Source organism: Pseudomonas sp. GW822-FHT07A10, assembly GCF_058798795.1.
Map to the genome: position 1 here is coordinate 66,874 of NZ_JBXAKV010000012.1, position 24,811 is coordinate 91,684.

Here is a 24,811-nt window from a genome sequence, read left to right on the forward strand (position 1 = left end):
GTTCGTTCAGGAACCTTAACAAGCGCGTTGCCGAGATTTATTCCGGTTTGGTCAACAAGCGTAAAAGTCTGGATACAATCCACCGGACGCGTTGCACGCCGGTGAACGCAAGGGTGAGCAGGGCTCACCCTTGCATCGAGTCAGGCGATGTCTTCAGCCGGGGCATCGAGGCCCATGGCGTTCAGGCGGGCGTAGTAGCCGTTCTGTGCCAGAAGCTCGGCATGGGTGCCGCGCTCGACGATCCGGCCCTGATCCATGACCAGAATCAGGTCAGCCTTCTCAATGGTCGACAACCGATGAGCGATGACCAGCGTCGTGCGACCTTTCATGACTCGATCCAGCGCGCCTTGAATGTGCCGTTCAGACTCCGTATCCAGTGCCGACGTCGCTTCATCGAGAATCAACAGTGGCGCGTTTTTCAGCAAGGCGCGGGCGATCGCCAGACGCTGTCGCTGACCGCCGGAGAGGAGCACACCGTTCTCGCCGACATCGGTGTCCAGCCCCTGCGGCAGCTGGGCGATGAAATCCATGGCGTAGGCGTCTTGGGCAGCTTTCTCGATATCCGCACGCGGCGCGCCGGCCAGATCACCGTAGGCGATGTTGTTGGCAACCGTGTCATTGAACAGCGTGACGTGTTGCGTCACCTGGGCAACATGACGACGCAGATTGCGCAGGCGATAGTCTTCGATTTCAACGCCATCGAGCAGGATCTCGCCGGTTTCGTGGTGATAGAAGCGTGGAATCAGGCTGGCCAGCGTCGACTTGCCGCTGCCGGAACGCCCCACCAGTGCGATCATTTGCCCCGGTGCCGCGGTGAAACTGATGTTTTTCAGTACTTCACGGTCGGTTCCCGGATAGGTGAAGCTCAGGTTGCGCACCTCCAGATGACCGTTGATCCGATCTTTCTCGACTGTACCCTTGTCCAGCTCCGGCTCGACATCCAGTTGCTCGAAAATGCTTTCGGCCCCGGCGACGCCTTTCTGGATCGTCGAGCTGACTTCCGATAGCTGCCGAATCGGCTTGGGTAACAGGCCTGCGGCGGTAATGTATGCCACCAGGTCACCGGCGGTCGCATCGCCGCGCAGGAACAGCACCAGGAACATCAGCGCGGCCATGGCGCTGTAGATCACCAACTGCAGCATCGGCGTGTAGACTGCGCCGGTCTTGGTCATGCGCAATTGCTTGTCCGTGTTGCCCTGGCTGGCTTCGGCAAAGCGGCGCTCTTCATAGCTCTCGCCACCGAAGCTGCGCACAACGCGATACCCCTGGATGGTCTCGGACGCAACGTGGGTCACGTCGCCCATGGCCACCTGGATCTTCTTGCTCTGCTTGCGGAATTTCTTGCTGGTGCTGCCGACCATGATCGCGATGAGCGGCAAGATCGCCAGCATGACCAGGGTCAGTTTCCAGTTCATCCACAACAGGTAGGCAAACAGAAACACCACAGTCAGGCCTTCGCGGATCACCACCTTGATAGCGTCGGTGGCGGCGCCGGTAACCATGGTCACGTTGAAGGTGATGCGTGAAATCAGATGCCCGGAGTTATGGGTGTCGAAATAACGGTTAGGCAGTACCAGCAACTTGTTGAACAGCTCGACGCGCAAGTCGTGCACCAACCCCAGCGAAACCTTCGCCAGATAGTAGTTGCCAAGAAACGAGCCCAGGCCTTGCCACGCGGCGATCAGGATGATCAGCAACGGCACGGCCATCAGCAGCTGCAAGTCCTTCAGATAAGGCACATTGGGAAAGAGCACCGCTTCCGGGTTGCTCAAGCCGTCGACGAAATACTTGAGAATCCCGGCCAGCATGGGCTGCGTCGAAGCAAAGATCACGAAGCCGACGATACTGATGGCGAACATGCCCCAGTACGGGCGCACATACGACAGCAGGCGCAGGTAAATTTTCAAGCTCGACGGCGCAGGCGAATCAGGGCTAGTCATGAGAACCCGTTGTATGAGAAAAGAGCCCGCGAGTGTAACACAGGCCATTTTAGTCACTGAGCTGCGGTAACATGACCGGCTATCCATGCCTCACGGCGTCGAAACCTGGAGTATTGATGCAAGTGCTTGACCACCCCCGATACCTCGCCCTGCGCGAGGGAGCACAAGTCCTTGAAGCCGATGGCTCCGGGGACAAGGTTCTGCGGTTGACGGACGGCTCGATCCTCAAGCTGTTTCGCCGCAAGCGCCTGCTGACATCGGCTGCCTGGTACCCCTACGCCAAACGCTTTGCCGACAACTGCGACGCACTGCATGAGCGGCAGATTCCCTGCCCGTCGATACGTCAGGTCTACCGCATCCCCAGCATCGAGCGCGATGCCGTGCATTACGACCCGTTACCGGGTCGGACCCTGCGCCAACTTCTGGATGCCCAGGACGATGCCGACCCACTGCGCGGTCAGCTGGGGGCCTTCATGGCCACCTTGCATGAGCGCGGGATCTACTTCCGTTCAGCGCACCTGGGCAATATCGTGCTCACGCCCGAGCATCAGCTGGGCCTGATCGATATTGCAGACATGCGGGTTTATCGCCGTCCGCTGCGCAAGAGCCTACGGCTGCGCAACTTCAAGCACATGGTGAGATACCCGCAAGACCGCCTATGGTTGCTCGACGGTCGCGGCGAAGTCTTCATGAAGAATTATGGCCAGACGCAGAGCACCTGCTCCCCGGAGGAACTGAGCATCGCTCTGCAAAAATGATCCAGACACCTTCGTCCCTGGGGATGGGACGAAGGTCAGGTATTACACTAGTGCCTGGCGCTGCGCTTGCAATGCCCGAGAAAGGATCATCCCCGCCGGCAACAGCACCAATGGCCATAGTTCGTCTGGATTACCGATCAACAAGCCGCCGTCGAAATTCAACATCACTAGCGCACACGCCAGATACACGCCCCACTCATCACGCATACGCCAGGCCTGCCAAAGCGAGGCCGCCATCACAGCGATGAACAACACCAGTGCGACGGCGCCGCTGTAAAGCCCCAGCGAGACGAAAATATTGTGCGGATGCTGGATCGGCATCCAGCCGTCGAGCACCTGAGTGGTGTGGAAGTCGATGCCGCAACCCAGTACCCAGCCGCAACGGTGCCATTCGCCAACCATGACTTCGAAAATCTCGATGCGGTACGAATCGCCGCGCGTCCACAATGCCTGGTACCAGGCGTCGTTATGCACCGCCAGGAACAACAGCCCCATGAGCATCAGACTAATCGCGACGCCGCCGCCAACTTGCCGCGGCTTGTGATAGATCCCATAAAGCACCCAGATTCCCGCCAGGAACACGGCCCCTACCAACGCCGTGCGTGCCTGCAGAATGTAGACTACCGCGAATAACGAAAAAGCGACGGCCAAGCCAGCTTCGACGAACTTGCGTTCCCTGAGCCAGAATGGCAATGCCAGCGCCAGCGCGCACAACAGCCAGATACCGGCATATATGACGTTCTGCAAACGTGCAGGAAGCAATGCCACCCGACTACCGACGGCATACTCACCAGTTGCCCAGCTGTAGACCGCCCAGGCGAAAATGTACACCGCCAGGATCCAGAACTGCGCACGAACAAACAGGGGGCTGCGGAAAAAGCGAGGTTCGGTGAATGCGCCGAGCACCATGACGAACATCAGCACATAGAAAATGTGCTTGTAGAACTGCAAGTGTCCGGCAATCGCCGCAGGCACCACAAACCACAGAAGAAATGCCAGCCAGCCCCACATCAACGGCTGCTTGAGCAAGCCGTTACCGCGCTCCTTGATCAGGAAAAACAGGCCCGGCAATACCATCAGTCCGTAAAACAGGTTGTTGGTCCACTTCGACGACCAGCCCACTATGAAGCTCAGCAGAAACAGACAGAGCATCGTTCCAAAATAAGACGTGACGGTGATCTTTCCAGGCTTCGCGCCGCTAAATCCCATGGAGCACCCAACCTGTTGCCAAACCGATAATAAGGGCTGCCATCAGCTTGAGCCGATCGAGACGTTTGCGCTTCAATTTGTTCGCACGCTCCTGTGGAACCACCACATGTTCACCGAAGCCGGTGTGCAATACCGCGTCGTTTTCCAGAATCAACGCATAGCGGTTTTCCCCGGCATACAGACGCGACAAGTCTTTCTCTCCGGATAACCCGGAATACGGTGCATGCAACAGGTAATCCGCGCGACGGCGTAGCCCTGGGTTAAAGGAAAAACCCTGCCAGTCCGCCTTGTGCGAGCCCAGTATGTAGAAAGGAACGCCATGGCTGATTTTTCGTTCGCCCAGGAACACATAAGGACTGTGAACCATCAGGTCATGATTGAAGCTGCGCAACCACACCTGCAGCGCCTGTGGATCCTCCTCCAACAGTCGTTGGGAATCTTCTATAAACCCTTCGCGATAAAAATCCCAGTCGTCTTCGCAATGGAAGATCCATGACGTCTGCACCTGAGAATAGGCGGCATCGATGGATCGCAACTGACCCAGACGCGGATTGTTGATGAAGAACTGGGTGTGCGCCCTCCAGTGCTCCGGAATACAGGCCTCTACGGCACTGTCGCCGGAGTCCTCGGTAATGAACACTTTACGGATGGGGGCCGTGTTGAACCGGTCAAGTGTCTCCAGAGTCCGCTTCAACAGATCGAAGCGGCCGCAACTGGTGATGACGATCGAAATGTCGCTAGTATCGCTGAACAGCATTTATTTACACCGCACCATTTATTGTTTAATCGCCCGGCTTCACAGCCCCAACGACAAGCGTAGTTTCTCTTTCCAGCTCAGCGGCACCCGCTCGCGCAACGGCGCACGCATGGCATCGACAATCGCATGCCCCACCGCCCGGAAGGTATAGCGCTGCTCTACCAGAGCCTGACCGGCCAACGAAATGGCCTCGGCCAGTTGCGAGGACGCGCGCAACACGGCGAGTTTCTCTCTGAGTTCGTCGCGTGTCCGATAGAGCACAATATTCTGCATATCAACAAAACCTAGCGCGCGATTCTCTGCTTCCCCTTGATCGTAAGCAAACAGCACGCAACCACAGGCCATGGCCTCGAAATTCTTGATCATGTATTCGCCCATGCCGACATCGGCACTCACGAAGTAACGGATCCGGCTCAACGTCTCGCAGTACTCCTCACCCGACCCGGTGCGAGTGATCAGCAAGTTTTCGACGTCGGCCACCGACTCGAGCATGGCCTTGCGACCGGCATACGCCACACTATTGAGACTGCCAACGAAACCCAGCTCGATATCACGCTCACGCTGACGGTTTTGCAACAGCGCCTGATCGTAGCCCTTGGGCACGAAGTGCGCGTCAAAACCTTCATCACGCAAGCGCTGGCTGACCATGAAACCCGAGCTGATCACCCGTACCCACGGCAACTTGCGGTAATGGGCACTGAATTTCCCGGTGTATTTGCACGGGATGTAATTCTGGTACGCATCGTGTTCAAGAATAACCAGATTGGGCAGGGTTTGTATGAACCTCACCTGTCTGATTTCTTTTTTGAAGCGCAGGAAAAACACGATCCGGTCATAAAGGGTCACATCGACATGCCTGCGAAAGTAGCCACGCAAGTCGTCCTGCTCTGCACTGGTCAATTCACGCTTGTCGCACTCGCAATGCTCGGCGATCCCGTCATACAGTCGGTCAAGGATCGCTCGCTGCTCCTTCTGAACCAGAAACAGAACTTTCAATTGGACTCTCTCTTTCCAGACTGCTCTTGGACCCAAAACAACTCGTGGCGTCGCACTGTTTTACGGAAGAACTCGTTTTCGCCGAATGCCGGCCAGCGTCGGGCCGCCAGGCAACGTTGTATTGCCCGGCGAAGTAGACGCTTGAAGGGAGGCCCGGGCTGAAGGTCGTGCATCATGCCCAACGACATGGCCTTATGCCATTGTTTTTCGGCGGACAAACAAAGCGTCCAGGGCCGCAGCGGCTCATGCGTATCCATCTGCGGTGGCAGCGCTACGCCTGTACCGGCATCGCCCATTGGCCAGCGATCGTTGTCGTGCAAATGATTGGCGTAATGCAATAAGGTGTCGGGTTGCCAAGTCGTGCCGCTTAATGCCTGCATCACTGCCTGCTGCGAGCACAGATGGTCTGGATGAGGGTCAAAGTGTGGATGCGGCAAGACAATGATCTGAGGTTCAATGCGCTCGATCAACTCACGCAGATCCGCCAGCAGATTGTTCCAGGACGGCAGACCATCAACGTCACTGCCCAAGGCAAACGGATTGAACCGTCGGAAATATCGGGTATCGCCAAGCTGTGCCTCGCGGGACGCTACGGCCTCGGCGGGTGCTCTCTGCATGGCGGGCAATTGCAGGCAGAAGTACCCCAGTTGTATACAGCGCTCCTGAGGTACACCTCCCCACAACGGCACACTGACACTGTCCCAGGCACGCAGTGAACCTTTCATGCGGGACGCTTCGACATCATTGAGCCCCATCTGTCGATAGTGCCCGGCCTCAATTTCTCCGGCGGTCAGGGTCACCACCCAACTCTGACTTGCGCTACTGTACAGCCCGAATGCCGCCAGCTCGGCGTCGTCGGCGTGCGGGGCGATCACCATCACCCGTTGACGACTGTAATCCGGATGCTCGAACGCCCAAAGTACTGGCTCACCAAGCAATCGGCAGAAACGCCCGCGCAAACGTAATTCACCCTGTGACAGCACCCGTGACTGACCACTGAGATTGAGATAACGCAGCCCATTTACACCGCGCTCGAAAGTTTGCCGGTCGGGATTATCCCCCCCCAGCAACTCGACCACCGGATCGATAAAGCGCCCCAGCCAAGTACTTTTCACCCGCAACGCCAGTACCAGCGTGGCGTCATCGACCAGCATGACACCCTCATCCAGCCGCAGCCGTTCACCGTCCAGATGGATCTTGGGCTGTGGTGTATACGGCGGGAAGCTGTATTGGTAATCGTCTTGGGGGGAATAAAACAGATGGTCGGCAAACCATGCCTCGTGGGCGATCCAGCCCAGCACCGCAAACACCAGCGGCAGCCACCAGACCACCAGCACGCCGATCGCGATCAGCAGCATCAACGCAATCAACAGGCCGATGCGTTTGTTGCGCCGATGGCGCTTGAGCAGTTGCTGTTTTCGGCTCATGGGTTGGCTCATACCGTGAAGACCGGCACAGAATTGCACCAACGGTCCTTGTACTCACGGTCGGTTCGACCAAAGGAAAACCGCAGGGGTTTATCCAACGCGCGGGCATGTTCCCAGGCGCTTTGGGTGTTGAGGAAGCTCAGTACGCTGCCAGGGCTGAATTCGCGGGTCTCGGGATCGACACCGCCGTTGACGTATTCGACGCTGATCCATTCCGGCGCCTCGACGCGGTACACCAGTTGAGTCGCAATCGGTGCGTCGTTGAGGAAAATCACCGAGCCGATCAGCAACTCGCGCAACAACTCGATCACCTCGCCCATACGCTCGGCACCGGTGGCCGGAAAGCCCCAGCGACGCTGGAACAGGTCGCAATAGATCGCCGCCAGTTCACTGCTGGAAAACTCGGTAACCGGCCGCACCACGCCGCCCGCCTCTTCCAGCAGACGCAACTCGCGGCGCTGGTTGTAGCGAAACTTTTTCGACAATTCTTCAGGCGTACGGGCCAGCGCCAGTTGTTCTGTCTGCAGCTTGATACCGGTAAAACGACCTTCGCTCAGCGCCGACAGGTAACGCCCCCGATGGCGCAGCGGTGCCTGGGCATCGGTGGCGGCCGGCAGAATCAGTTCGGCATTGCCGAGGTCGAACAGGCCTTTTTTACCCGTGCGCTTGAGCACGTCCTTGGACAGCGCCAGGTCGCGCCCCCAGGTCGGGATGGCGGCTTTCACTTCGCCGTCCTGCTCCCAAGCCAGGTAACGCACCGGGATGTCGGCCAACTGTGCCAGACGTTCGACCACCAGAGGATGAGTCGCGACGCTGCCGCCAAAACGCTGCCAGGTTTGTGCATAAGTCGAGGCGTCGACCTGCACCCAGCCACGCTCGCGCCAGCCTTGAAATCGGTTGAGCATCAGCCCCTCGGTGCCAGTTCGGTAACGTGCGGCAAATGCCAGAAAGCATCGCGCACCGCGCGATCGGAGAAGCGCTCACGCAAGCGGTCGAACATCAGCTCGGCGCACTGCCGGCGTTGCTGCTCGTCCATCGCGGCCAGATGTTGCAGCCCTTGAGCCAAGTGCCCGGCATCGCCCAGCGGAAATAGAATGCCCACACCTTCGACCACTTCCCTGGCGCCACCACACGCGGTGGCGAGCAGCGGCACACCGGCGGCCATGGCCTCCAGCAATACCATGCCGAACGGTTCATGATCGGAACTCAAGGCAAACACATCGAAAGCGCGGAAGTAGCGACGCGCCTCGGGCACCTGGCCGAGGAACAGCACGCGATCGCCGATACCCAGTTCGCGCGCCAGGGCCTTGAGGTCCTGCTCCAGCCGACCGCTGCCCAGAATCACCAGCTGACTGTTGGCCGGCAACCCCGGCAATGCGGTGGCAAAACCATGCAACAACGTAGTCTGATCCTTGTCCGGATGCAGGCGCCCGACGTTGCCGACAATCCAGGCATCCATCGACAGACCGAGGGTTTCCCGGGCCTCGCGAACCGACACTTGGCTGGCCTGCAACGCCTGCACATCAATCCGGTTATAGAGCGTCTGAATCCGTTCCTGCGGCCATTTCGGCAAGCAACGGCGCATGTCGTCACGCACCGCGTCGGAGACGCCGAGCAGGCTCAGGCGTTTGCGGAAAATATGCGCGAACAGCTTGCGGGTGCGGCGCTGGTAATCACCAAACGCGTGATGCACGCCAATCACCGGCAACGAGGTGCCGAGCAGGGCGATGTAGATCGGTTTGAAACGATGAGCGATGCAGAAACTGAAGTTGCGCGATGCGGCGATCTTGCGCAGATCGCCGATGGCGCCCAGCTTCAGGCCACGAATGGCCTTGGAGCTGTACTCCATGAACAGCACCTCGTCGGACGCACAGTTCGCGGCGACTTGGCTATCTGCAGCCCCGGTCAGGAACACCGTGGTCACGCGATAACCGGTCCCCGCGAACAGGCTGGCGTACTGCCGGGCGCAGTCCAGAAACGGCCCGTCATAGCCGTGACAGAACTGCAGCACATGGCGTTCAGCCGAGCGAGTCATAAGCGTCCGCGCCTTCTTTGACCACCAGAATGTCTTCCATGATCAGGTACTGCAGGTCGGAACCGAAGAACATGTTCAAGGCGTCAGTCGGCGAGCAGATCATCGGCTCGCCACGACGGTTGAGCGAAGTGTTCAGCGACACACCGTTGCCGGTCAGTACTTCCAACGCCTTCATCATGTCGTAGTAGCGCGGGTTGTATTCGCGCTTGAGCACCTGGGCCCGGGACGTGCCGTCTTCATGGACGACTTCCGGCACGCGGGTTTTCCACTCTTCAGCCACTTCGAAGGTGAAGGTCATGAACGGTGCCGGGTGATCGATCTTGATCATTTGCGGCGCAACGGTGTCGAGCATCGACGGGCAGAAAGGCCTCCAGCGCTCGCGGAACTTGATCTGATGGTTGATACGGTCCGCCACGCCGGCCACGCTCGGGCAGCCAATGATCGAACGACCGCCCAAGGCACGCGGACCGAACTCCATGCGGCCCTGGAACCAGGCCACCGGGTTGCCATCGACCATGATTTTGGCGATCTGCTCCGGCATGTTGTCGAGCTTGCGCCACTTTGGCTTGTCGGCGTGACGGGCGCAGGCCGCGATCACGTCTTCATTGCTGTAGGACGGGCCGAGGTAGACGTGCTCCATCTTCTCGACCGGTACACCACGAGCATGAGACACGTAAGCGGCCGCACCCACCGCGGTACCGGCATCGCCGGACGCAGGCTGGACGAACAATTCTTTGATGTCGTCGCGGGCGATGATTTTCTGGTTCAGCTTGACGTTCAACGCACAACCACCGGCGAAGGCCAGCTTGCCGGTTTCCTTGAGCACATCGCCCAGGTAATGGTCGATCATCTGCAACGCCAGTTTCTCGAACAGCGCTTGCATGCTGGCGGCGTAGTGAATGTACGGCTCGTCGGCGATGTCGCCTTCACGTTTCGGACCCAGCCACTCGATCAGCTTCGGCGAGAAGTAGAAACCCTTGCCCTTCTCTTTATAACGACGCAGGCCGATGACGTTGGCGTAGTCGGTGTTGATCACCAGCTCGCCGTTCTCGAACGAGGCCAGACGGGAAAAATCGTATTTGCTGGCGTCGCCGTACGGCGCCATGCCCATGACCTTGAACTCACCGTCGAGCATTTCGAAGCCGAGGAACTCGGTGATCGCGCCGTACAGGCCGCCGAGGGAGTCCGGATCGAAGAATTCCTTGATCTTGTGGATCTTGCCGTTTTCGCCATAACCGAAGAAAGTCGTGGCGTACTCGCCCTTGCCGTCGATCCCCAGGATCGCGGTTTTCTCTTTGAAACCGGAGCAGTGGTAGGCGCTGGAGGCGTGGGCCAAGTGGTGCTCGACCGGCTCGATCTTGATCTTTTTCGGATCGAAACCCAATTGCTCGAGGCACCAGACAATCTTGTTGCGATAGCGCTTGTAGCGACGGTTACCCATCAGGATCGCATCGAGGGCGCGGTCCGGGGCGTACCAGTAGCGCTTGGCGTAGTGCCAGCGAGCCTTGCCGAACAGGCTGATCGGTGCGAATGGAATCGCCACCACGTCAACGTCGGATGGCTTGATGCCAGCCTGCTCGAGGCAGAATTTCGCCGATTCGTAAGGCATGCGGTTCTTTGCATGTTTATCACGCACGAAACGCTCTTCTTCAGCCGCCGCGACCAGCTTGCCGTCGATGTACAAGGCTGCGGAAGGATCATGGCTAAGGGCGCCGGACAGGCCAAGAATCGTCAATGCCACAGGGGTCTAGCCTCTTTAGTCTGCATGCAGGCGCAACGCGCCTCAAAAATTAATGTGCCCTCGCAAGGGGCGAGAGACAGCTAAAGGGCGGGATTATAGCGTAAACGTGGCGGGAATGACCCTGCCCTTATCGGTGCCGTGAAGATGACGTCGAGCCCAAGCGTTCGCCTTTGCTCATCCGCGACCCGGCCGCCAGTAAATCCTGATATTTCCGTCGGCAGCCTGCCGGTAAATCGTATAGGGCAAGAAAACCGTGTCGAATACACCCGAAAGGGTCAAGTCCAGCAATACGAACGGCACCAGAATACCCGTGGGATCGGGTGGCGCATGGAGGAGACAAAAGTCGTGAGCCAGACCGCTGTAGATGCGAGGAATGGACTGACAGTAGGTCTTTTGCTTTCTGAGGCCACGGGCGGCCTCTTCGTCATCCTGCAGCACCGTGACAGCGGTCCCGCAGCCAGACAGCGCCAGTGAAAAAGAGCTCAACATCACAGCCATTTTTATCGTCAAAATCTGCCCTCCGAGAACGTCAGGCAAACTAGCATCGTGGCTATTCAGGGCACAGTTCATGGGCTCTGCAGATCATGTAGGACAATTCACAAGAACTTGTCCGCCAGATCTCGGGAGACTGATCTGACCCCATCACGGGCAAGCCCGCGATGGGGTCGAAGACCCGATTCAAGCAGCGCTAGAGATATCTTTGGGCAGACGCTGATCAATCACTTGGTACAGCGCACTGCTCTCGGGCCAGTTGCGCATGAACCGCGCCCGATCCCGCGCATACGCGGGGGCAAAGCTGCTGAGCGAACCATGCTGACACATCGAATCCAGGTCGATCAGCGCCCAGCGATCCTGTTGCCAGAACAGGTTATGCCCCTTGAAATCGCCATGGCTGATCCGCTCGCCAATCAGCTCGGCGAACAGGTAATCCAGAGCCTGCAGCTCAGCTTCTGGCGCGTCCCCGCTCTCAACGTACGGCGCGAAGCGCTCGATGATGTCCGGCCCCGGCAAATACTCGGTCACCAGGTACGCCCGGCTGCGCAGCCAGAGAAAACGCTTCTCCAGCAACGCCAATGGTTTTGGCGTGGCAATACCGAGGAACGCCAGGCGATTGCCTTCGCGCCATGAGTGCCAGGCGCGGCTCGGGCGCCAGAAACGCTTGAGCCAGTGAGTAAAGCCTTTGATGTTGTAACGCTTGACCACCAGTGTGCGCCCGGCCACCTCGACCTTGCCGACGCTCGCCGCGCCGCCGGTCTTGTACAAATGCCCCTGATCGAGCAAGGCGTCGGCCTGTGCCAGCACCGGCAGCATCGCGGCCTCTTCCTCACGGCGAATCGCCCGTAAGCCGAACGCACCACGCTGGACGCTGAACAGCGTGCATTCGCGGCCGACCTTGATCAGAAAGTCCTTCAAACGCCAGCGACGGACCTTGTCGATCTGTTTTTGCAACGCCTCCATCGGCAACGCGTGTTCGCCGTTACTCAGCAGGTAATACACCAGCAACTCTTCGGTGAAGGGTTCCAGCACTTTGGGCAACTGGGCGAAAAACACCCCGAGGTTTTCCAGGACTTTCTGTTGCGACAGTGGCTTGCCCGCCGTTTCGACGCAGATCCCGGCGCCATCGATCAAATACAACTGACCGCCATGGCGCAGCAGGTTGTCCAGGTGCAGGTCTTCCTGCCACAGGCCTTTGCTGTGCAGTTGGCCGATGGCGCCCAACGCCTCAGCCAGCACCGCGGATTGTTCATCCGCCAATGCGGGCAAGTGTTCGACCTGCTTCCAGGCATCCCCCAGGCTCTCGGCGCCCTCAAGGAAATCGAACAACAGCCAACCGCCCTCGCCATCCTTGAGGCCATCGGCCAATAACAACGGCGTGGTCAGCCCCTGAGCGGCCAGCAAACGCACGCCGTCCAGTTCACGTTGAAAATGCCGCGCCGCTTTGCCACCGACCAACAACTTGGCCAGCACCGGCCGGCCGCGCCAGACACCAGCACCCACATAACGCTGCCCCGGCAATACCCGCAGCAGACTCAGCAGCTGCAAATCGGCAGGCCCCGCGGCATCGGCCAGTGGAATACTCAGCGGCAGGCTCGGGCTGCGGCCGGCGTTTTTCAGTTCGGACAAACGCATCAACGCGTCTCCTTGTTACTGCGGCGCGCACTCAGGCGCGATACCCAGCGGTCCACCCGCGAACTGTTCAGCGACTGATCCAGATAAACCGCCAACAATTCGCGCAGCTGGCTGTCGCTCCATTCCGGCGCCCGACGCAGCAACGGCTCCAGGTCCTTGACCCGATCACGCCGGCCGAAAAACAGCGGCCGGGTTTTTTCCAGGTCGATCAATTGCGCCTGATAGCCGTCGCCGGTGGCCTGAAGAAAAATGTGCTTGGGGTAGAAGCAACCGTGGACCTGGCGCCTGCCGTGCAGGCGTCGCGCCAGTTGCCCACAGGCCTTGAGAATGGCCGAGTGCTGTATCGCGCTCAGCTCCGACCAGCGCTGCAACAGCGAATCCAGATCATCCCAACCGTCCAGCGCGTGAGTCAGCAGAATCGCCCGAACTTCACCGTCGACCTTGCGCTCACCAAAAAACGCCGCCTGCAGCGCCGGAATACCCAGCGCCCGATAACGACTTATGTTGCGAAACTCACGGGCAAAACTCGGCTCGCCAAAGGGCGAATGCCGGGAGCGCGTCAGGTAGTTGCTCTGGCGCTTGAGGTAGTAGCCATGACCGTCCAGATCCAGCCGAAACACACTGCTCCAGCCACCCCGGCCGGTGTTGGGCTCGTCCACCGCGTCGAGCTGTTTGGCCCAAAGTGCGTCGAAGGTGCCGAGACCATGACGCTCGAACAGCGCACGGTCTTCAGCAGCCAGAAAATCAGTCATTCGCGTCCCTCAAAAAATCTCACCACGTGCCGAATGCGTTTCTTGTCCGCGGCGTCGAGCCGGGCGCATTGGCGGTATTGCAGGTAAAAGCGCAGGCGCTGGGTAGCCGACAGGTGATACTTGGCGACCTTGTCGAGGCAGGCCAGGTCTTTGGTGATGCGGTATTTGAGCCAGAAGCCGCGCCAGAAATCGCCGTTGGGGCAATCGATCAGGAACAGCCGGGCCTCATCGTCGACCAACAGGTTGCGCCACTTCAAATCATTATGAGTGAAACGGTTGTCGTGCATGGTCCGGGTGTAACCGGCCAATTGGCGACTGACGGTATCAACCCAGGCGCGGTCCGCCAGTTTCGGATCACGCCGATTAGCCAGGACCGACAAGTCTTCGGTACGCGGCAGTTCGCGGGTGATCATTGCCCCACGGGCGTACGTCACACCGTGCCGCTCCAACCCCCAGGCCACAACCTCTGCGGTGGGAATGCCCCACTTGGCGAAACGCTTGAGGTTCTGCCACTCGGCCTTTACCCGAGGTTTTCCCAGGTAGCGTCGCAGGCCTTTGCCGGCACTGACGTAGCGTTTGACGTAATAGTTGACGCCTTTGCGCTGGACGCGAATAACTTCAGACAGCGGATCATGGGTCAGTCGCTCGCCCTCGAGGGCAAACACCGCATCAAGACTGCCGAAATCTTCTGCCAGATCGCTGTAAGCCGGCTCCAGTGTCCAACCCGACATCAGAGCGCATCCCCGTAGCGCTGTTTACGCTCATAGAGCTTGTTGGCCTTGCCTTCGAGCCACGCCAGTAACCCGGCTTCTTCAACCAGAATCTGGCGCAGAGGTTGTTGGAAGTACCCCTTGAGGAAACGCAGTTTGTCGCGACGGGTCAGGCCGATCTCCAGCGCCGAAAAATACAGCGCCGCCAGGTCCTTGTTGCGCCAGCGCCGGGTAATCGTCGGGCGGGCCTGGGCGCGGTGCAAGTCGATCACCGACAACTTGAGGTCATCGCAGGTCACCGGCTTATCGGTGTGCAGCAGGAAGTGGCAGATGTAGCAGTCGCGATGGTTGACCCCGGCGCGGTGCATCATGCCGGTCATGCGTGCGACTTCGGCGATCAGGGCGCGCTTGAGCTTGGGCTCCGGCGGGTGCTTGACCCAGTCGATGCTGAAATCTTCAAGGCTGACGGTGGGCGCCAATTCTTCAGTGACGATGAACGAATGCTGATCCGCCGGGTTGCTGCCCTTTTCGCCATAAGCGACGGCAGTCATGGTCGGCACGCCGACTTCTTGCAGACGCTCAATGGCCTTCCACTCCTGGCCCGCGCCCAGCACCGGCAGCTTGGCGGTCAGCAGGTTCTTGAAAATCTCACCCCAGCCGATGCCCCGGTGGATCTTCACGAAGTACCCGTGGCCGTCCACTTCAGTTCGCAGTGTCCGGCGCGCTTCGAGCTCGCGGTACACCTCGCCCTTGAGGCCCTCGACTTCGGCGAACGGGTCGCGTCCGGCCCAGAGGCTCTTGAACGGTTCAGCCAGCATCAACTTCATTAAGCGTGCTCCGCCAGAATCACATCGGCCGCGTGCTGCGGCATGCTGTAGAGGTCGGCCGTCTCGGCGAAGGCCAGACCGTTGCGGCTCCAAGCCGCCCGTGCATCAGTGTCGTTCAACATGCCGGTCAGGTACTGAGTCAGTTGCGCCTGATCGAAGGGTTCGTCGAGCACCAGACCCGCGTCGGCCTCGGCGATGTAATGGGCATACCCACACACCGCGCTCACCAACACCGGCAAACCGGCTACCAGGGCTTCAAGCAATACCGTCCCGGTGTTTTCGTTGTACGCCGGGTGGATCAGCAGATCGGCACCGAGCAGGAAGCGCGGGATATCGCTGCGGCCCTTGAGGAATTGCACGTTGTCGCCGAGCCCCAATGTGGCGCTCTGCAATTGGAATACTTTGGGGTCGTCCTGGCCAATTACAAACAGCCGGGTGCGTTTTTTCAGCTCGGCGGGCAGCGCGGCCAGTGCCTTGAGGCTACGGTCCACGCCTTTGGTCTTGAACCCGGAACCGATCTGCACCAGCAGCAGCTCATCGTCCTTCAGGTTGAATTCGGCGCGGAACCCGGCGCGAATTTCATCCGCGTTCGCGGGGCGACGACGGTCTTGGGCAATGCCCGGTGGCAGCAAATGGAAGCGCTCCAGCGGTGTGTCGTAGTGCTTGATGAACAGCGGCTGCTGGACTTCGGAAATCATCAGCACTTCGGTCTTGGCATCTTTGGCGAACACCGCGCGTTCGTACTCAGCGAAGTGCCGGTAGCGGCCCCAGCGACGGTACAGCGAGTTGCGCAGGTTTTGCGCCTTGTCTTCGAAGCAGCCGTCGGCGGCGTAGTAAACGTCCAGGCCCGGCATTTTATTGAAACCAATCAGGCGATCCACCGGGCGCTTGGCCAGATCGGCCTCCATCCATTCGGTGAGTTTCTCGTTGCGCCGATGATTGAAGAACGCCTTGACCGGCGCCACCAACACTTCGAAGCCCGGCGGGATGTCACCTTCCCAGATCAACGTATAGACACGAATTTGATGGCCGCGCTGCTGGCATTCAAGGGCGATGCGCATGAAGTCGCGCTGCAAGCCGCCAAACGGAAAGTACTTGTACAGGACAAATGCCAATTGCATCAGCGCAGCTCCTCAGCCAGTAACAACGTGCTCAGTCGGCTCGCGACACGCTCGGGATTCAGACGCGTGAAGCACAGGGGCCACTCGCGCTTCAGGTCAAACCGACGGGCATCGTCGGCCGTCGGTTGATAGGTGCATTTCTTTTGCAGGCACGGTGCGCAAGGGAAGTCGCTGGCCATGTGAATCTGCGATTTGCCATAGGCGCCGGTCAGGCCTGGATTGGTCGGGCCGAACAGCGACAGGGTCGGCACGTCCAGCGCCGCAGCCAGGTGACCGAGGCCGGTGTCCACCGCCACGCAGGCTTGCGCACCGGCCAGAACTTTGCCGACACCCGCCAGGTTCAGCCTGGGCAGTACTTCGACGTGTTTCATGTCTTTGGCAATGCGCTCGGCGCGGGCCTTTTCGACCGGGTTGCCCCACGGCAGCTTCACCGCCACGCCGAGATACCCCACCCGCTCGGCCAGCTCGCGCCAATAGGCTTCGGGCCAGTGCTTGGTGTCCCAGGTGGTGCCGTGGAGAAACACCACGTACGGATTCTTGCGCGGCAACTCCACCAGCCGCTCGACGTTCAGGCCGTAATCACCCAGGCCTTTGGGCAGGTCGTAACCCAGGGCCAACGCGAACAGCTGACGCACTCGTTCAACCGCGTGCTGCCCACGGGCCACGGCCAGACGTCGGGAATAGAAGCGCGCGGCGATCGGTTCACGGGCCGAGTTCTTGTCCAGCCCGGCCACCGGTGCTTTGGCATAGCGCGTCAACAATGCACTTTTCAGCAGGCCCTGGGCATCGATCACCAAGTCGTATTTCGTCGCGCGGACGCTTTGCTTGAAGCGCTTCCACTCGCCACTCTTGAGGGTCTGCCAGATGTTCTTGCGCCAGCGACGAATCGCCACCGGAATCACCTTGCCCACGGCCGGGTGCCAGGTCGGAATCTCGGCGAAACCTTCTTCCACCACCCAGTCGAACTTGATGCCGGGGATCGCCCGCGCCGCATCGGTCAACGCTGGCAACGCGTGAATCACATCGCCCAGCGAAGAAGTCTTGATCAACAGTACCCGCAAACTATTTGACCTCGACCACAGTGCCCAGCAAACGCTGCAAGGCTTCGTTCACCGCTTTGGGCATGAGCTGGCGCAAGCAGTTGTAATGACCGAAACGGCAGGTGCGATCGAAGCACGGACTGCATTCGATGCCCAGGCGCACGATCTCGACATGCTCGGCCAGCGGTGGCGTGAAGCCCGGCGACGTCGAGCCGTATACCGCCACCAACGGGCGGTTCAGCGCGGCAGCCACATGCATCAGGCCGGAGTCGTTGGAGACCACCGCGTCGGCGCAGGACAGCAGATCGATGGCCTCTGCCAAGGAAGTGCCGCCACTGAGGTTCACCGACTCTTCACGCAGCCCCGGAATCAGCCGCCCGCGAATGTCTTCGCCCACCGCATGATCGTTTTTCGAGCCGAACAGCCAGACTTGCCAGCCTTCACGAATCTTCGCCTCGGCGACCTTGGCATAGTGCTCGGACGGCCAGCGCTTGGACTCGCCGAACTCGGCGCCGGGGCACAGCGCCAACACCGGACGGTCAAGGGCCAGGCCGAACTTGGCCAGCGCGCCGTCGCGGGTCACCGGATCGATCTGCAAACTCGGCCGCGGATAAGGTTTCGGCAGCTCGATGCCAGGCTCAAAGGCCAGGGCCATGAAGCGCTCGATCATCAATGGATAACGTTCTTTGTCGAGCGTGCGCACGTCATTGAGCAGGCCGTAGCGGAACTCGCCACGCCAGCCGGTGCGTTTCGGGATGCCGGCAAAAAACGGCACCAGGGCCGATTTCAGGGAATTGGGCAGCAGGATAGCCTGGTCGTACTGACCGGCCAGGGATTTACCGATGCGCCGACGCGTCGCCAGCTCCAGAACGCCGTGGCCGAGCGGGAAGCTCAAGGCCTGGCGTACTTCGGGCATGCGCTCGAGGATCGGCCGGCTCCACTCGGGGGCCAGCACGTCGATTTCGCAATGCGGGTGGCGTTGTTTGAGACACTGAAAAAGTGTCTGCGCCATCACCATGTCACCGACCCAACTGGGCCCAACGATCAGAATTTTCATGTGGTTTCCAAAAACGAACCGGGGAGGCATACGCCTCCCCGCCTCGAGAATCCAGCACCTGCGGGGTGAGCCGCCAGGTCATTTGGACGAGCCTGTACAGGCTCGTCAGATCAATTTTTGCACATCCAGTGCGTGCAGCTTAGCCAGTAAATCTCTTGGGCTGACTTGTTAATGTGGCGAGGGGGCTTGCCCCCGCTGGAGTGCGGAGCACTCCCAAAATCTTCAACCACTTACACATATTATCGAGTGTAACGCTTTGCGACTGCTGCGCAGTCGAACGGGGGCAAGCCCCCTCGCCACAGCAAGCTCCCTCACCACAAAAGCCTGCCACACTCATGTCAGCTTAACCCCAGCTCACGCCAGATCCGCATGACCTGCCGTCGCTCATCCGCGAACTGGTCGCCCGGTATCACACCGGCATCCTTCTGCAAGGCCTCCCGGTGAGCGGCGGAGCGGTAGGCTTTATAGGCCTCACGCAACAGGCTGGCGTCTTCGGCGGGTATCAACCCTTCCTCCTCCAGCCCTTCCAGAATGCGGATATTGTCGGTATAGCGCAGCAATGACGGATGTGTTTCAGACCACGCCAGAGCCGCGTATTGCACCATAAATTCAATATCGACGATACCTCCAGCGTCCTGCTTGAGATCGAACGGCGCCGTGGCCTCGAAGGCATTTGCCGCCGTGCCCGCCGCAGTGCTCTTGCTGCCGAGATTATCGCGCATCTTGGCGCGCATCTCGCTGACCTCCTGGCGCAAGGTCGACAGGTCCCGCGATTTGGCCAATACCGTCGCGCGAACCTTCTCGAATGCCTGGCCGACATCCTGACTACCCACCAGCACCCGCGCCCGCACCAGCGCCTGGTGCTCCCAGGTCCAGGCCTCGTTTTCCTGATACCGGGCAAACGCGCCCAATGAACTCACCAGCAAACCGGAAGCACCGGACGGCCGCAGGCGCATGTCCACTTCATACAACTGACCGGAGTTGGTCTGAGCCGTCAGCAAGTGAATGATCCGCTGCCCGAGCCGGGTAAAGAACTGCGCGCCGTCGATGGGTTTCGGGCCGTCGGTTTCCGCTTGCGGATCCGCGTCATGGATGAACACCAGGTCCAGGTCCGAACTGTGCCCCAATTCCAGGCCGCCGACTTTCCCGTAACCGACAATGATGAATCCAGGGTCGCACACGCTGCCATCGGTGCGCAGCGGTGTACCGTACTTGGCCACCGTCTGGCGCCAGGCCAGGGCCAGCACTTGTTCGAGGATCGCTTCGGCAAGCCAGGTCAGGTAATCGCTGACTTTCATCAACGGCAGGCTACCGGCAATTTCCGAAGCGGCGACACGCAAGCGGTGCGCCAGTTTGAAATGCCGCAGGGCTTCCATTTGTTGTTCGAGGTCGTCTTCGGGAATCCGCGTCAGACGCTCGCGCAACTCGGCCGCCAGTTCCGGCGCCAGTGGTGGCTTGAATAGCCGGCCTTCGTTGAGCAATTCGTCGAGCAGCAACGGGAAACGCGTGATCTGTTCAGCAATCCACGGACTCGCCGCGCACAGTGTCAGCAGACGGCGCAGCGCACCGGGATTTTCGGTCAGCAGCACCAGATAGGCGGAACGCCGCGCCACCGCTTCAACCAGTGGCAGCACGCGCTCCAGCACCAGATCGGGATTGGCGTGCTCCACGGCCTGGGCCAGCAAGCGCGGTATAAAAGCATCGAGGCGTTCCCGTCCCAGGCGCTGCATGGCACGCAATTGCGGACTACTGCGCAGACTGGCCAATGCCTTCAGCGCCTTGGCGGCATCGGCGAAACCGCCCTCTTCGAGTTGGCGGCACGCGGCTTCTTCGTCCTGGGCTTCTTCCCACAGCGGCAGCCATTCCCCGCCGACCACCACTTCGCTCTCGGCGCCCTGCTCTTCATCGGGATCAGCAATCACCTGGCCAAAGTGCCAGGCCACCCGGCCACGCCAGTACATCAGTTGTTCGTGGAATGCCGTCCAGTTGGCAAACCCGAGCATGAAGGCAATGCGCGCCTGATCCTGCGGGCCGTCCGGCAACATCTGGGTCTGGCGGTCGGCAATCGCCTGAATCGCGTGCTCGGTGTAACGCAGGAATTCGTAGCCTTCGCGCAGTTCGCCGACCACCGCCGGCGGCAGATAGCCCTGCCCCTCCAGGGTGCTCAGTACTTTTAATAGAGGACGCTGCTGCAGGCTCAGGTCGCGACCACCGTGAATCAGCTGGAAAGCCTGGGCGATAAACTCGACTTCACGGATGCCGCCGGAGCCAAGCTTGATGTTGTCAGCCATGCCCTTGCGCCGGACTTCCTGCTGGATCAGCTGCTTCATGGTGCGCAGCGCTTCGATGGCCGAGAAGTCCAGGTAACGCCGGTAAACGAACGGCCGCAGCATCTCGAGCAACTGGGCGCCAGCCACTTGATCGCCAGCCACCACCCGCGCCTTGATCATCGCGTAGCGTTCCCAGTCGCGACCCTGATCCTGGTAATACTGTTCCAGCGCATTGAAGCTCAGCACCAGAGCGCCGGACGAACCGTAAGGCCGCAGGCGCATGTCGACGCGGAACACGAAACCGTCGACAGTCATCGGGTCCAGCGCCTTGATCAGACGCTGGCCGAGGCGAATGAAAAACTCCTGGTTATCCAGCGAGCGTTTCACGCCGACGGTTTCGCCGCCCTCGGGGTAGGCAAAGATCAGGTCGATGTCCGACGACAGGTTCAGCTCCACCGCGCCGAGCTTGCCCATGCCGAGGATGACCATCTGCTGCGGCTCGCCGCTGCGCCGCCCGGTGGGCACACCGAACTGCTGGCAATGCCGCGAGTACAACCACTGATAGGCCTGATCGATGCTGGCATCGGCCATGTCCGAGAGGTCGCGACAGGTCTGCACCAGATCGGCCTGGCGAGTCAGGTCGCGCCAGATGATCCGCACCTGGTGACGATTACGCTGGCGGCGCAGGGCACGGCCAAGCTGGTCGTCGGTTTCGGCGGCGCTCACCGCCGTGGCGATCTGTGCGCACAACTCGCCCGGGGCAAAGGCTCGATCCAGTTCGCCGGACTGCACCAGTTCCAGCAACATCAAAGGGTCACGCAGACTCTGTTCAATCACAAAGTCGCTGGCAGCGGCGACGCGGGCAAATTGCGCCCAGCGCTCAGGCGTCCAGGCAGACAGGCCATGGTCATCGGGAAGAACCCCGACGGTCGTACGAAACGACTGCTCGGCGCGGGTGACTAACGGCAGGAGCCCATCGGGCAGTTCGGCAAGCGAAGGGAGGCTCATGGTCTATCCTTGATCGGCGTGTGAAGGGCTGCATGTAGTGATTCGTGAAAACACGCTACGTGACTGACTGTCGAACAAAGGTTAGAAATAGCTGAAATTTCTTTATTTTTGGCAGCGATCATCAAGCTTCCACCTTTTTCGATTGGCAAAAGACCAACCTTAACGATTATTCTCACAACGCAGCCGGAGGCCACAAGCCAATCATCTGTAGTTTTACTACTCGTCTATACATTCGAAAGGCTGAAATGCCCGAAGATTTGTAGTAAAACTACACGCCGCCGGAACAACCTATCGGCAATCCAAGAATTTATATCGTCTGCCCACAAGGCCAGTCGCAAACTCAGGCAACCGATTCTGGAAGCCTTTCCGCCCTGGAGCAAGCCATGCAAGACCTCGATCCCGTCGAAACCCAGGAATGGCTGGACGCCCTGGAATCGGTTCTCGACAAAGAAGGCGAAGACCGTGCTCACTATCTGATGACCCGTATGGGCGAACTCGCAACCCGTAGCGGTTCGCAATTGCCTTACGCCATCACCACGCCATACCGCAACACCATTCCCGTTACCCACGAAGCACGCATGCCTGGCGACCTGTTCATGGAACGCCGCATTCGCTCGCTGGTACGCTGGAACGCGATGGCCATGGTGATGCGTACGAACCTGAAAGATTCTGACCTGGGCGGTCACATCTCCAGCTTCGCCTCCAGCGCAACCCTGTACGACATCGGCTTCAACTATTTCTTCCAGGCCCCGACCGACGAACACGGCGGCGACCTGATCTACTTCCAGGGCCACACCTCGCCAGGCGTTTACGCCCGTGCGTTCATGGAAGGCCGCATCACCGAAGACCAGATGAACAACTTCCGCCAGGAAGTCGACGGTCAGGGCCTGTCGTCCTACCCTCACCCTTGGCTGATGCCTGACTTCTGGCAGTTCCCGACCGTATCCATGGGTCTGGGCCCGATCCAGGCGATCTACCAGGCACGCTTCATGAAGTACCTGGAACACCGTGGTTTCATCCAGCCAGGCAAACAGAAAGTCTGGTGCTTCCTGGGCGACGGCGAGTGCGACGAACCGGAATCCCTGGGTGCGATCTCCCTGGCCGGCCGCGAAAAGCTGGACAACCTGATCTTCGTCATCAACTGCAACCTGCAGCGCCTCGACGGCCCGGTTCGCGGCAACGGCAAGATCATCCAGGAACTCGAAGGCGTGTTCCGCGGTGCTCAGTGGAACGTGACCAAAGTCATCTGGGGCCGCTTCTGGGACCCACTGCTGGCCAAGGACGTCGACGGCATCCTGCAACGCCGCATGGACGAAGTCATCGACGGCGAGTACCAGAACTACAAAGCCAAAGACGGCGCGTTCGTGCGTGAACACTTCTTCAACTCGCCAGAACTCAAGGCGATGGTTGCCGATCTGTCCGACGACGAGATCTGGAAGCTCAACCGTGGCGGTCACGACCCGTACAAGGTCTACGCGGCATACCACGAAGCGGTCAACCACAAGGAACAACCGACTGTCATCCTGGCCAAGACCATCAAAGGTTATGGCACCGGTGCTGGCGAAGCGAAAAACACTGCGCACAACACCAAGAAAGTCGATGTCGACAGCCTGAAGTTGTTCCGCGATCGTTTCGACATTCCGGTCAAGGACGAAGAGTTGGAGAACCTGCCGTTCTTCAAACCGGAAGAAGGCAGCGCCGAAGCCCGCTACCTGGCCGAACGCCGTACCGCACTGGGCGGTTTCGTTCCTCAGCGTCGCGCCAAAAGCTTCAACATCCCTACCCCTCCACTGGACACCCTCAAGGCGATCCTGGACGGCTCGGGCGACCGTGAAATTTCCACCACCATGGCCTTCGTGCGGATCCTCGCGCAACTGGTCAAAGACAAGGAAATCGGCCCGCGCATCGTACCGATCATCCCGGACGAAGCCCGTACCTTTGGTATGGAAGGCATGTTCCGTCAGTTGGGCATCTACTCCTCCGTCGGCCAGCTCTACGAGCCAGTCGATAAAGACCAGGTGATGTTCTACAAGGAAGACCAGAAGGGCCAGATCCTCGAAGAAGGCATCAACGAAGCGGGCGCCATGAGCTCCTTCATCGCTGCCGGTACTTCGTACTCCAGCCACAACCAGCCGATGCTGCCGTTCTACATCTTCTACTCGATGTTCGGCTTCCAGCGTATTGGCGACCTGGCCTGGGCCGCTGGCGACAGCCGTACCCGTGGTTTCCTGATCGGCGGCACCGCCGGCCGTACCACCCTGAACGGTGAAGGCCTGCAACACGAAGACGGTCACAGCCACCTGCTGGCCGCGACCATCCCGAACTGCCGCACCTACGATCCAACCTACGGCTACGAGCTGGCGGTGATCATTCAGGACGGCATGAAGAAGATGACCGAAGAGCAACAGGACGTCTTCTACTACATCACCGTAATGAACGAGTCCTACCAGCAGCCAGCCATGCCGGCCGGTGCCGAAGAAGGCATCAAGAAAGGCATGTACCTGCTCGAGGAAGACACCCGCGAAGCGGCGCACCACGTTCAGCTGATGGGCTCCGGCACCATCCTGCGTGAAGTCCGTGAAGCGGCGAAGATCCTGCGTGAAGAGTTCAACGTCGGCGCCGACGTGTGGAGCGTTACCAGCTTCAACGAACTGCGTCGCGATGGCCTGGCCGTTGAACGCACTAACCGTCTGCACCCTGGCCAGAAGCCTAAGCTGAGCTACGTCGAAGAGTGCCTGAACGGCCGTAAAGGTCCGGTCATTGCCTCTACCGACTACATGAAGCTGTTCGCTGAACAAATTCGTCAGTGGGTCCCGTCCAAGGAATTCAAAGTCCTGGGCACCGATGGTTTCGGCCGCAGTGACAGCCGCAAGAAGCTGCGTCACTTCTTCGAAGTAGACCGTCATTTCGTGGTGTTGGCAGCCCTGGAAGCCTTGGCTGACCGTGGTGACATCGAACCTAAAGTGGTGGCTGAAGCCATCGCCAAGTTCGGCATCAACCCGGAAAAACGCAACCCACTGGACTGCTGAGGAG

General features: G+C 59.7%; 19 protein-coding genes. 2 read left to right on the plus strand and 17 right to left on the minus strand.

Going from position 1 to position 24,811, the window contains the following annotated elements; all coding sequences use genetic code 11:
• Positions 1 to 140: 140 nt before the first annotated feature.
• Positions 141 to 1,940, minus strand: a complete 1,800-nt coding sequence (msbA, locus tag AC1RL4_RS20320; protein ID WP_019582173.1) for a lipid A export permease/ATP-binding protein MsbA — start codon at positions 1,938 to 1,940, stop codon at positions 141 to 143.
• A 116-nt stretch (positions 1,941 to 2,056) separates the two neighbouring features.
• Here msbA and AC1RL4_RS20325 point away from each other — a divergent pair, with 116 nt between their 5' ends.
• On the plus strand, positions 2,057 to 2,698 hold the full coding sequence (locus tag AC1RL4_RS20325; RefSeq protein ID WP_019582172.1) for a BUD32 family EKC/KEOPS complex subunit: 642 nt from the start codon (positions 2,057 to 2,059) through the stop codon (positions 2,696 to 2,698).
• Positions 2,699 to 2,740: 42 nt separating this feature from the next.
• On the opposite strand, the gene AC1RL4_RS20330 is transcribed toward AC1RL4_RS20325, so the two are convergent.
• The 16 genes from AC1RL4_RS20330 to glnE all read right to left on the minus strand — a co-directional run bounded on the left by AC1RL4_RS20330 (position 2,741) and on the right by glnE (position 21,778).
• Positions 2,741 to 3,850 carry an O-antigen ligase domain-containing protein gene (locus tag AC1RL4_RS20330; protein ID WP_230174567.1) on the minus strand — a complete coding sequence of 370 codons (1,110 nt, stop codon included), beginning with the start codon at positions 3,848 to 3,850 and terminating at the stop codon, positions 2,741 to 2,743.
• A 46-nt stretch (positions 3,851 to 3,896) separates the two neighbouring features.
• Positions 3,897 to 4,664 carry a glycosyltransferase family A protein gene (locus AC1RL4_RS20335; RefSeq protein WP_028940175.1) on the minus strand — a complete coding sequence of 256 codons (768 nt, stop codon included), beginning with the start codon at positions 4,662 to 4,664 and terminating at the stop codon, positions 3,897 to 3,899.
• A gap of 39 nt (positions 4,665 to 4,703) precedes the next feature.
• Positions 4,704 to 5,660 (minus strand): glycosyltransferase family protein, encoded by a 957-nt coding sequence (locus AC1RL4_RS20340; protein WP_019582169.1) that lies wholly within the window; start codon positions 5,658 to 5,660, stop codon positions 4,704 to 4,706.
• Positions 5,657 to 7,087 carry a PIG-L deacetylase family protein gene (locus tag AC1RL4_RS20345; protein ID WP_026331924.1) on the minus strand — a complete coding sequence of 477 codons (1,431 nt, stop codon included), beginning with the start codon at positions 7,085 to 7,087 and terminating at the stop codon, positions 5,657 to 5,659. The genes AC1RL4_RS20340 and AC1RL4_RS20345 overlap by 4 nt, the downstream gene beginning before the upstream one ends.
• Positions 7,088 to 7,095: 8 nt before the next feature.
• A complete protein-coding gene (locus AC1RL4_RS20350) occupies positions 7,096 to 7,992 on the minus strand; it encodes an antimicrobial resistance protein Mig-14 (RefSeq protein ID WP_019582167.1) in 897 nt (298 codons plus the stop codon).
• On the minus strand, positions 7,992 to 9,122 hold the full coding sequence (locus AC1RL4_RS20355) for a glycosyltransferase (protein WP_096481313.1): 1,131 nt from the start codon (positions 9,120 to 9,122) through the stop codon (positions 7,992 to 7,994). Before AC1RL4_RS20355 ends, AC1RL4_RS20350 begins: the two co-directional genes overlap by 1 nt.
• The gene (locus AC1RL4_RS20360; protein ID WP_018928552.1) at positions 9,106 to 10,863 is read right to left on the minus strand and encodes a carbamoyltransferase family protein; all 1,758 of its coding nucleotides are present in this window, start codon (positions 10,861 to 10,863) and stop codon (positions 9,106 to 9,108) included. Before AC1RL4_RS20360 ends, AC1RL4_RS20355 begins: the two co-directional genes overlap by 17 nt.
• Positions 10,864 to 11,037: 174 nt before the next feature.
• Complete coding sequence (locus tag AC1RL4_RS20365; RefSeq protein WP_081625785.1) at positions 11,038 to 11,373, minus strand: YceK/YidQ family lipoprotein; 336 nt, start codon at positions 11,371 to 11,373, stop codon at positions 11,038 to 11,040.
• A 168-nt stretch (positions 11,374 to 11,541) separates the two neighbouring features.
• Complete coding sequence (locus tag AC1RL4_RS20370; RefSeq protein WP_064615985.1) at positions 11,542 to 12,993, minus strand: lipopolysaccharide kinase InaA family protein; 1,452 nt, start codon at positions 12,991 to 12,993, stop codon at positions 11,542 to 11,544.
• Positions 12,993 to 13,745: a lipopolysaccharide kinase InaA family protein gene (locus AC1RL4_RS20375; RefSeq protein ID WP_028940177.1), complete on the minus strand. Its 753-nt coding sequence runs from the start codon at positions 13,743 to 13,745 to the stop codon at positions 12,993 to 12,995. Before AC1RL4_RS20375 ends, AC1RL4_RS20370 begins: the two co-directional genes overlap by 1 nt.
• Positions 13,742 to 14,476, minus strand: coding sequence for a lipopolysaccharide kinase InaA family protein (locus AC1RL4_RS20380; RefSeq protein WP_019582162.1), 735 nt, complete (start codon positions 14,474 to 14,476; stop codon positions 13,742 to 13,744). Before AC1RL4_RS20380 ends, AC1RL4_RS20375 begins: the two co-directional genes overlap by 4 nt.
• Entirely contained in the window at positions 14,476 to 15,282 is an 807-nt protein-coding gene (gene rfaP / locus AC1RL4_RS20385) for a lipopolysaccharide core heptose(I) kinase RfaP (RefSeq protein ID WP_019582161.1), read from the minus strand. The genes AC1RL4_RS20380 and rfaP overlap by 1 nt, the downstream gene beginning before the upstream one ends.
• Positions 15,282 to 16,403: a glycosyltransferase family 4 protein gene (locus tag AC1RL4_RS20390; RefSeq protein WP_018928558.1), complete on the minus strand. Its 1,122-nt coding sequence runs from the start codon at positions 16,401 to 16,403 to the stop codon at positions 15,282 to 15,284. The genes rfaP and AC1RL4_RS20390 overlap by 1 nt, the downstream gene beginning before the upstream one ends.
• A complete protein-coding gene (waaC, locus tag AC1RL4_RS20395) occupies positions 16,403 to 17,464 on the minus strand; it encodes a lipopolysaccharide heptosyltransferase I (RefSeq protein WP_019582160.1) in 1,062 nt (353 codons plus the stop codon). The genes AC1RL4_RS20390 and waaC overlap by 1 nt, the downstream gene beginning before the upstream one ends.
• A 1-nt stretch (position 17,465) precedes the next feature.
• Positions 17,466 to 18,500 (minus strand): lipopolysaccharide heptosyltransferase II, encoded by a 1,035-nt coding sequence (gene waaF, locus AC1RL4_RS20400; RefSeq protein WP_230174575.1) that lies wholly within the window; start codon positions 18,498 to 18,500, stop codon positions 17,466 to 17,468.
• 338 nt (positions 18,501 to 18,838) lie between these two features.
• Positions 18,839 to 21,778, minus strand: a complete 2,940-nt coding sequence (gene glnE, locus AC1RL4_RS20405; RefSeq protein ID WP_019582158.1) for a bifunctional [glutamate--ammonia ligase]-adenylyl-L-tyrosine phosphorylase/[glutamate--ammonia-ligase] adenylyltransferase — start codon at positions 21,776 to 21,778, stop codon at positions 18,839 to 18,841.
• Between the two features lie 383 nt (positions 21,779 to 22,161).
• Here glnE and aceE point away from each other — a divergent pair, with 383 nt between their 5' ends.
• Positions 22,162 to 24,807 (plus strand): pyruvate dehydrogenase (acetyl-transferring), homodimeric type, encoded by a 2,646-nt coding sequence (gene aceE / locus AC1RL4_RS20410; protein WP_019582157.1) that lies wholly within the window; start codon positions 22,162 to 22,164, stop codon positions 24,805 to 24,807.
• Positions 24,808 to 24,811: the final 4 nt, after the last annotated feature.

Coding starts and splice junctions, on each gene's coding strand:
- waaF (WP_230174575.1), bottom strand. CDS start 18,500: ATGAAAATTCTGATCGTTGGGCCCAGTTGGGTCGGTGACATGGTGATG.
- AC1RL4_RS20350 (WP_019582167.1), bottom strand. CDS start 7,992: ATGCTCAACCGATTTCAAGGCTGGCGCGAGCGTGGCTGGGTGCAGGTC.
- AC1RL4_RS20335 (WP_028940175.1), bottom strand. CDS start 4,664: ATGCTGTTCAGCGATACTAGCGACATTTCGATCGTCATCACCAGTTGC.
- glnE (WP_019582158.1), bottom strand. CDS start 21,778: ATGAGCCTCCCTTCGCTTGCCGAACTGCCCGATGGGCTCCTGCCGTTA.
- msbA (WP_019582173.1), bottom strand. CDS start 1,940: ATGACTAGCCCTGATTCGCCTGCGCCGTCGAGCTTGAAAATTTACCTG.
- AC1RL4_RS20330 (WP_230174567.1), bottom strand. CDS start 3,850: ATGCTCTGTCTGTTTCTGCTGAGCTTCATAGTGGGCTGGTCGTCGAAG.
- AC1RL4_RS20345 (WP_026331924.1), bottom strand. CDS start 7,087: ATGAGCCGAAAACAGCAACTGCTCAAGCGCCATCGGCGCAACAAACGC.
- AC1RL4_RS20370 (WP_064615985.1), bottom strand. CDS start 12,993: ATGCGTTTGTCCGAACTGAAAAACGCCGGCCGCAGCCCGAGCCTGCCG.
- AC1RL4_RS20325 (WP_019582172.1), top strand. CDS start 2,057: ATGCAAGTGCTTGACCACCCCCGATACCTCGCCCTGCGCGAGGGAGCA.
- rfaP (WP_019582161.1), bottom strand. CDS start 15,282: ATGAAGTTGATGCTGGCTGAACCGTTCAAGAGCCTCTGGGCCGGACGC.
- AC1RL4_RS20380 (WP_019582162.1), bottom strand. CDS start 14,476: ATGTCGGGTTGGACACTGGAGCCGGCTTACAGCGATCTGGCAGAAGAT.
- AC1RL4_RS20375 (WP_028940177.1), bottom strand. CDS start 13,745: ATGACTGATTTTCTGGCTGCTGAAGACCGTGCGCTGTTCGAGCGTCAT.
- aceE (WP_019582157.1), top strand. CDS start 22,162: ATGCAAGACCTCGATCCCGTCGAAACCCAGGAATGGCTGGACGCCCTG.
- AC1RL4_RS20390 (WP_018928558.1), bottom strand. CDS start 16,403: ATGCAATTGGCATTTGTCCTGTACAAGTACTTTCCGTTTGGCGGCTTG.
- AC1RL4_RS20355 (WP_096481313.1), bottom strand. CDS start 9,122: ATGACTCGCTCGGCTGAACGCCATGTGCTGCAGTTCTGTCACGGCTAT.